Origin of the sequence: Piscirickettsia salmonis LF-89 = ATCC VR-1361, from assembly GCF_000297215.2 — a bacterium.
Taxonomy (GTDB): Bacteria; Pseudomonadota; Gammaproteobacteria; order Piscirickettsiales; family Piscirickettsiaceae; genus Piscirickettsia; species Piscirickettsia salmonis.
Genome location: NZ_AMFF02000111.1, coordinates 1 through 6528, shown reverse-complemented (window position 1 = coordinate 6528; position 6528 = coordinate 1). Strand labels below are relative to the sequence as shown.

General features: G+C 37.0%; 5 protein-coding genes. 2 read left to right on the top strand and 3 right to left on the bottom strand.

Translation table 11 applies throughout. From position 1 onward, the window contains the following. Positions 1 to 457, bottom strand: a 457-nt coding sequence (locus tag C200_RS10990; protein ID WP_033923771.1) for a DUF1499 domain-containing protein, incomplete at its 3' end; no start/stop codon positions are given. 423 nt (positions 458 to 880) lie between these two features. Between C200_RS10990 and C200_RS10985 the strand changes: the two genes are divergently transcribed. Further along, positions 881 to 2362: an oligopeptide:H+ symporter gene (locus tag C200_RS10985; protein WP_016211357.1), complete on the top strand. Its 1482-nt coding sequence runs from the start codon at positions 881 to 883 to the stop codon at positions 2360 to 2362. Positions 2363 to 2424: 62 nt separating this feature from the next. Here C200_RS10985 and C200_RS10980 read toward each other — a convergent pair whose 3' ends face one another. Next, the gene (locus tag C200_RS10980) at positions 2425 to 3534 is read right to left on the bottom strand and encodes an S-(hydroxymethyl)glutathione dehydrogenase/class III alcohol dehydrogenase (RefSeq protein WP_016211355.1); all 1110 of its coding nucleotides are present in this window, start codon (positions 3532 to 3534) and stop codon (positions 2425 to 2427) included. 97 nt (positions 3535 to 3631) lie between these two features. Further along, positions 3632 to 5593 carry a hypothetical protein gene (locus C200_RS10975; protein WP_016211354.1) on the bottom strand — a complete coding sequence of 654 codons (1962 nt, stop codon included), beginning with the start codon at positions 5591 to 5593 and terminating at the stop codon, positions 3632 to 3634. Positions 5594 to 6122: 529 nt separating this feature from the next. On the opposite strand from C200_RS10975, the gene C200_RS10970 reads away from it, so the two are divergent. Further along, positions 6123 to 6527, top strand: a complete 405-nt coding sequence (locus tag C200_RS10970) for a hypothetical protein (protein ID WP_016211359.1) — start codon at positions 6123 to 6125, stop codon at positions 6525 to 6527. The last annotated feature ends 1 nt before the right edge of the window (position 6528 follow it).

Below are 6528 nucleotides of genomic sequence, written 5' to 3'. Positions count from 1 at the left end.
TCAGTGCGTAAGGTGAGTTGATAACTTCTTTATTTAGTTCTTTCATTAGATTTTTTACGCGACGTTTATTCACACCAAAGTCACTGTAACCGTAAACAGAGCGGCTATACAGAAACAATGTGGCTGTATCTCGGTTGACCGCTTGTATCTCTATAGAAATAATGTCTGGAAAGCGAAAGAGCAAACTGCGCTGAATATAGTGTGTTTGTGCGTTGTTATCGCCTGGGTAAATAGTGGTTCTCGCTTGGTTGGTGATGTGTTTTAAACAGAGTGGCTGTAACTCATCTATAGAACAGTTAAATTGTGGGCTGACTTGAATGCGTGATGGAATATATGACAATTGACCTTTAATCAAATTGATTGTGGTGCTAGGTATAAGCAAAAAATAATTCGGCGAGCTTGGTAAGGTTAAGTGCTGCCAATCGAAATCTTGAGGGGCTGGTGTGAGTTTTTGCATATTGCTATTGGTATAGTAGATTAAACGTAAGGGATAGCATATGGCAAAAGTGATAAATGTAAAGAAAGTAGCTTATAGAGTATGCTGCATCATGTTTATTATATTGACCTAATTTTTCTATTTAACCTGGCTTTGGTTGGCTCTTAATTTTTTATTTAAAAATAAGTTTTTAATATTAATATATCATTAATTCTGCTTTATTGAATTAAATCTAAGTTTGTAGTGCAGTATATAAGTGTTACTATGAATAAAGTGGATTTATATTTCATAATATGCTAACAATAGAGGTTATGGACGTTGAAGTGTAGATTGTAAAGATAGGTAGGAATCCTGTTTTGTCTTCATTTACATATTGATTTTTAACGATATTTTTCTTTAGCAGTCAATTTTATAATGTTGTTAGGTAATAAAGGTACTTTTTAAATGGCCTCGATGCTAGAAAATTTTAAACAGCCTAAACCGTTCTATATGATCTTTTTTGTAGAGATGTGGGAGCGCTTTGGTTTTTATGGAATGCAGGCATTGCTTGCAGTTTACTTTGTTAAAAGCCTGGGGATGAGCGATGTAGAGTCATTTTCCGTAATGGGGGCTTTTATGGCATTGGTTTATGGCTTTGTTAGTATTGGTGGCTATATCGGTGACCGTGTCCTCGGGACAAAACGAACCATGGTTTTTGGGGCTATTGTTCTAGCCATAGGTTACTTTCTTCTTGCCGCATCGGTTGATTTACCTCAAATTATTTTCATTGCTTTAGGCACTATTTGTATAGGCAATGGCTTATTTAAAGCTAATCCATCAAGCTTACTCTCTAAGTGCTATAAAGAAGGTGATCCGAAGTTAGATGGCGCGTTTACCTTGTATTATATGTCGATTAACTTGGGCTCATTTATTTCTATGTCACTAACGCCGACGATTAGTGAACACTTTGGCTGGTCTATGGCGTATGTTGTTTGTGGTATTGGCTTGGTGATTGCATTGTTAAACTATATGGTCTGTCGTCACTGGGTGGATCATGTCGGTTCAGAAGCGGGCATGAAACAGCTCAGTATGAATAAATTGATCACGGTGATTGTTGGCTCTATTGTTTTTATTTTTATCTCTGCCTATTTATTAGAGCACTTAAAAGTAGCGCACTGGGTATTAACCATCGTTGCTGTATCCGTTGTGCTGTATTATTTTTATGAAACAGCACGTGAGGATACTGGCTACCGTGCCAAAATGGTTGTTGCATTTATTTTAATGCTTGTCGGTGTTGTTTTCTTTGTCTTGTATATGCAGATGCCGATGTCATTGAATTTCTTTGCGATTAATAATGTTGAACATAATATCTTGGGGATTTCGATTAATCCGATTTCTTTTCAAGCATTAAATCCATTTTGGATCGTTGCTATTAGCCCGATTTTAGCGTTTTTCTACTCGCACTTTGGTACTAAAGGCAAAGATTTGTCCATGCCATTTAAGTTCTCGATCGGTATGTTTTTATGTGCGTTTGCTTTTTTAGTGTTACCTCTAGGAGCAAAGTTTGCCAATGTTCAAGGTATGGTATCTTCGAATTGGGTGATATTAAGCTACTTATTGCAAAGTGTCGGTGAATTAATGATTAGTGGCTTGGGTCTTTCTATGGTTGCGCAGTTGGTACCTCAGCGCTTAATGGGACTAGTGATGGGAATTTGGTTCTTAACATCAGCGACAGCCGCAGTTATTGGTGGCTGGGTCTCGACGCTGACTGCTGCACCAAAAGGGGTGACAGATCCATTGCAAACGTTGCCATTGTACTCGCATGTCTTTATGCAAATTGGTGTGGTCACTTTTGTGATTGCCATTGTTACCTTGTTGGCAGCACCGTTGTTAACGCGGTATATCAATGGTAAATCAGAGCCTCAAGCTGAAACAGCGCCTGTATAATTAAATCAAAATAAAAAATAACGGGTTAGATAAGAGATAAGGAGCTTTAAGCTCCTTTTTTATTAGAAGTGAATCACTGAGCGTATGCTTTGCCCTTGATGCATTAAATCAAAGGCATGATTGATATTTTCTAATGGCATGGTGTGGGTGATCATCTCATCGACCTTAATCTCACCGCGTAGATAACGTTCTACATAATCAGGTAATTGACTGCGGCCTTTAACACCACCAAATGCCGTGCCCTTCCAAATGCGGCCAGTGACCAGCTGAAAAGGTCGCGTTGAAATTTCTTGACCGCTCGCGGCAACACCAATAATGATCGATTCTCCCCAGCCTTTATGGCAGCATTCAAGGGCTGAGCGCATCAGCTCAGTATTGCCAATACATTCAAATGAGTAATCAACTCCACCGTCAGTCATCTCAGTAATGACTTCCTGAATCGATGCACTGTAGTTTTTAGGATTAATGCAATCTGTTGCACCTAATTGTTTGGCAAATTCGAACTTATCTTCGTTAATATCGATGGCAATAATGCGCTCTGCTTTGGCTAAAACTGCCCCTTGAATCACGCTTAAGCCAATACCACCTAAACCAAAGACGGCAACGGTGCTACCCGCTTCAACTTTGGCTGTGTTGAGCACTGCACCGATACCGGTGGTAATGCCACAGCCTAATAAACAGACTTTGTCTAAAGGTGCATGTTGATTGATTTTTGCCAAAGAAATTTCTGGAATGACTGTATATTCTGAAAAGGTAGACGTGCCCATATAGTGAAATAATTCTTGCCCCTGATAATGAAAGCGTTTGCTGCCGTTCGGCATTAAGCCTTTACCTTGGGTGTCACGGACACTTTGGCATAAATTGGTTTTACCTGAGCGACAGAATTTGCATTCACCACATTCTGGAATATATAAAGGAATGACATGATCCCCTGGTTTTAAAGAAGTCACACCAGGGCCGACTTCTTCGACTATGCCTGCACCTTCATGACCTAAAACGACTGGAAAAATACCTTCTGGGTCCATGCCTGATAAGGTATAAGCATCGGTATGACACACGCCGGTGGCGACTAAGCGCACGAGGACTTCGCCTTGTTCCGGTACACTAACATCAATTTCATCGATAATAAGCGGGGCTTTAGCCTGTAAGGCAATTGCTGCACGTGATTTCATGAATGCTCCATGTATTTATTTTCTATTGGTTACTTAGTCTAGAGGAGCACACTGAAGATGTCTATTCGCTGTCTTTTGTGCTTTACAGAGAGAGTCTTTAAACTAATATTCCCGGTTCTGTTGCAATTTCGGAAAAAACCGTAGTTTTATTAAACTCATCAAGTTCTTTTGAGCTTGTTGTATTTGTGAAATTAGCAAAAATCATCTGAACAGTGGAGCCTTGTGTTTTTCTATATGTGCGTTCATCAGTTACTGATCTGATTTGATCTATAGTCAATTTTTTTGTGTCATTCATATATAATTTCTTTAGCCTTGATAGCTTTTTAGAGTCGGATTTACTCATACGACTGCCTTTAATTGCTCTAGCATTAAAACTACTTATTAATTTTGCTAAAATTAGGTGTTCTCGATTATAATACTGACTAGGATTATTTAAAATACGTTGAATATTTTCACGACTACACAATTTTGAAATAGTTAAGTTATTAAAATTTACTACAAACTTAGTATAATTATTTGATAATTTTTTGATTTTTTTAAAACTAGCAAGATTATGCTTATCAAGCATATCGAAATTTTCATTAAACTTAACTGGATTATCAAGTATTTCCTTAATACTTTCTGCCGTGAATGTTTTTGGTTGTATCCTTAAAAAAGCTTCTAACTGATCATCAGTTAGATTCTCTATTGTCTTATGAGTTGCAGCATAGAAATTGCTATTATAATAACTCCACTTAGCAAGCTTTGATTGCTTATTATCATTTTCACTGCTTTGCCTTAATAGACTTATAAAATCTCTACGTGTAAATATTCTATATGCTTCTCTTTCATCCAAGCGAAACAACTCAAAGCAATCATATAAAACACTGCGATCATAAATTTCGCTTACACAAGGGCGCGCTGCAGATGTTTTATCATCTATTACTCTTCTTTTATTCGTATAAATCCATGAATTTTTATCTCCTTTGAAATATGAGCTTCCATAGTGTTCCGTACTATAATTTTCACAATCTATATTTTCTAAATTTTGACCATGAAAAGCTCTTCTTGTTATTTCACCACCTATAAATTTTTGCTTAGGCTCGCTTTTATAGTGGGTATATGCTGAGGTTTGGTGACAAGCATGTTCAAAAATTACTGTTACCGTAACGTGATCTGGTATAAGTAAAGGTCTTTGATTTCTATAGCTAGTATCGTACCCCATCGGTAGTTGAGGCCTAAACTCATCTCTTTTTTCTTGAGTAGCGTAAATCAAGGTAAGTTCAGATGTATTTTCACCAATTTGTATTGGGTTGAGAGATGTGGTTCCTTTGGTATGAGAGTTTCTTGCCAAATAGTGGCTTAATGACCCATAATTTCCCCCAGCCACAGGATCAATGATTTTTACATTACATTTAACACTTTTCCCTAGTAAATCAGAAATTGCACTTGTAACTCCTGTACCAGCAGTTATAGCTCCTCTGCTATACCCTTCTAGATTAACAACAACTTCATCATCAGGGTGGTTTAGTTTTATATTTGCTACAGCTAACTCAATTTGTTGTAAGCTAAACCGCCAAGTATCTCCTGAAATTCCTAACCGCCTTGAAGGGTCAAAAATCCAACCACCTAAGTAATCTTGACTAAGGGCCCAATCTCCTATTTTTTGTTGATTATATTGTTCTCCTGGGGACTCAAATGTATGCCCTTCATAAGTACATGTTGTGGCTGATGGACCTGGGAAGTACATTTTTAAAGAGACATTTCCTTCTTCGTCTCTACTATCATCTACCTTGAGTAGCCTTTGTTGAGCCTCGCTTATATCTATGATCCGTGGATCGGGTAAGTGCGTACCTCTAAAATGATAAAATCTCTGGTCTGGATTGGGTTTTGTGTTATTTAGATCGACCTGGATAGGTGTAGCGCGTTGATCAAGATAACGCTCACCAATTAGGCTACGACCTGATTTTAATTCTACAGGGCTATTAAGATTTATCCCCGTACCATCACAAAATATATTGAGAGTTATTGTACCCATTAGAACTTCATTAGCTACACAACTTAAATGTTTTTCATACATACTATTATTAGTGCTTACTCTTTTTGTACTAGGGTAAAGTTTCCAGTGAAATTTCTAGATTATGTAAGCACTGCCATATTTTTCATGGGCTCTGTCGTAATTTAAAATTTTTAAAGAAAAATACTTTTCTTTGGACATAGTTAGGCTGCAAGCAAGAAAAATTGAGGTCTAGGAAAATAAAATTTGTCAAAAAATGTTTTTATTAGCGATGTAGTATGAAAAACTGATTTTCTACTTTAATCAATTTCAGCGGCCGTCATTTTAAGAATGATCTGGCAACTTTTTAACAGTTTTAAGGTAGATCATCGAAGCTCATAAAAATGGGAGCTTTACAATCACAGCTTATATTGTCATGAATGTTTTGCAAACTATTAGCGGATGTGGCCAAAACTTGGATCTCAGATAAGATATGTTTACATTTTAATAAACAGTATTGTGTTTATTTGTTGATTTTTTATATTCTAAATATTTTTTATTGTTTTTAGTATTGAAGTAAGAATTTATTAAAATAAATTTAGAGAAAATATTTATGACTAAACATATTGCTGCTTTTTTTTGTGGTACAGGTTATACACAAGAATCTGATGCGTCCTTTCAATTGCTAAGAAGTAATTGCCCAGCTTTCGTTGAGCTTCATGGTTATGATGGTTGTGATTCACAAGGAAAATTTCTTAATTTGGGTGGATTAAATGCTAACGGCACTGGTGAGCCTGCTGATGATTTTGTGGAGAAGCTAAGGGAAGCTATGAGAGCTTCTGAAGGAGAAAGACTGAAAGTAAATCTTATTGCTCATTCTCGAGGTTGCCTTTCAGCATTAAAGGCTGTTCAACGTATTCAAGCTGATCCAGAGTTAAGAGACTGTGTCGACATTGTGCTTGATTTAAGAGAGCTTATTCCTGGTAATCTAGAGTTAGGAGCTCACCTTACGCACTGAC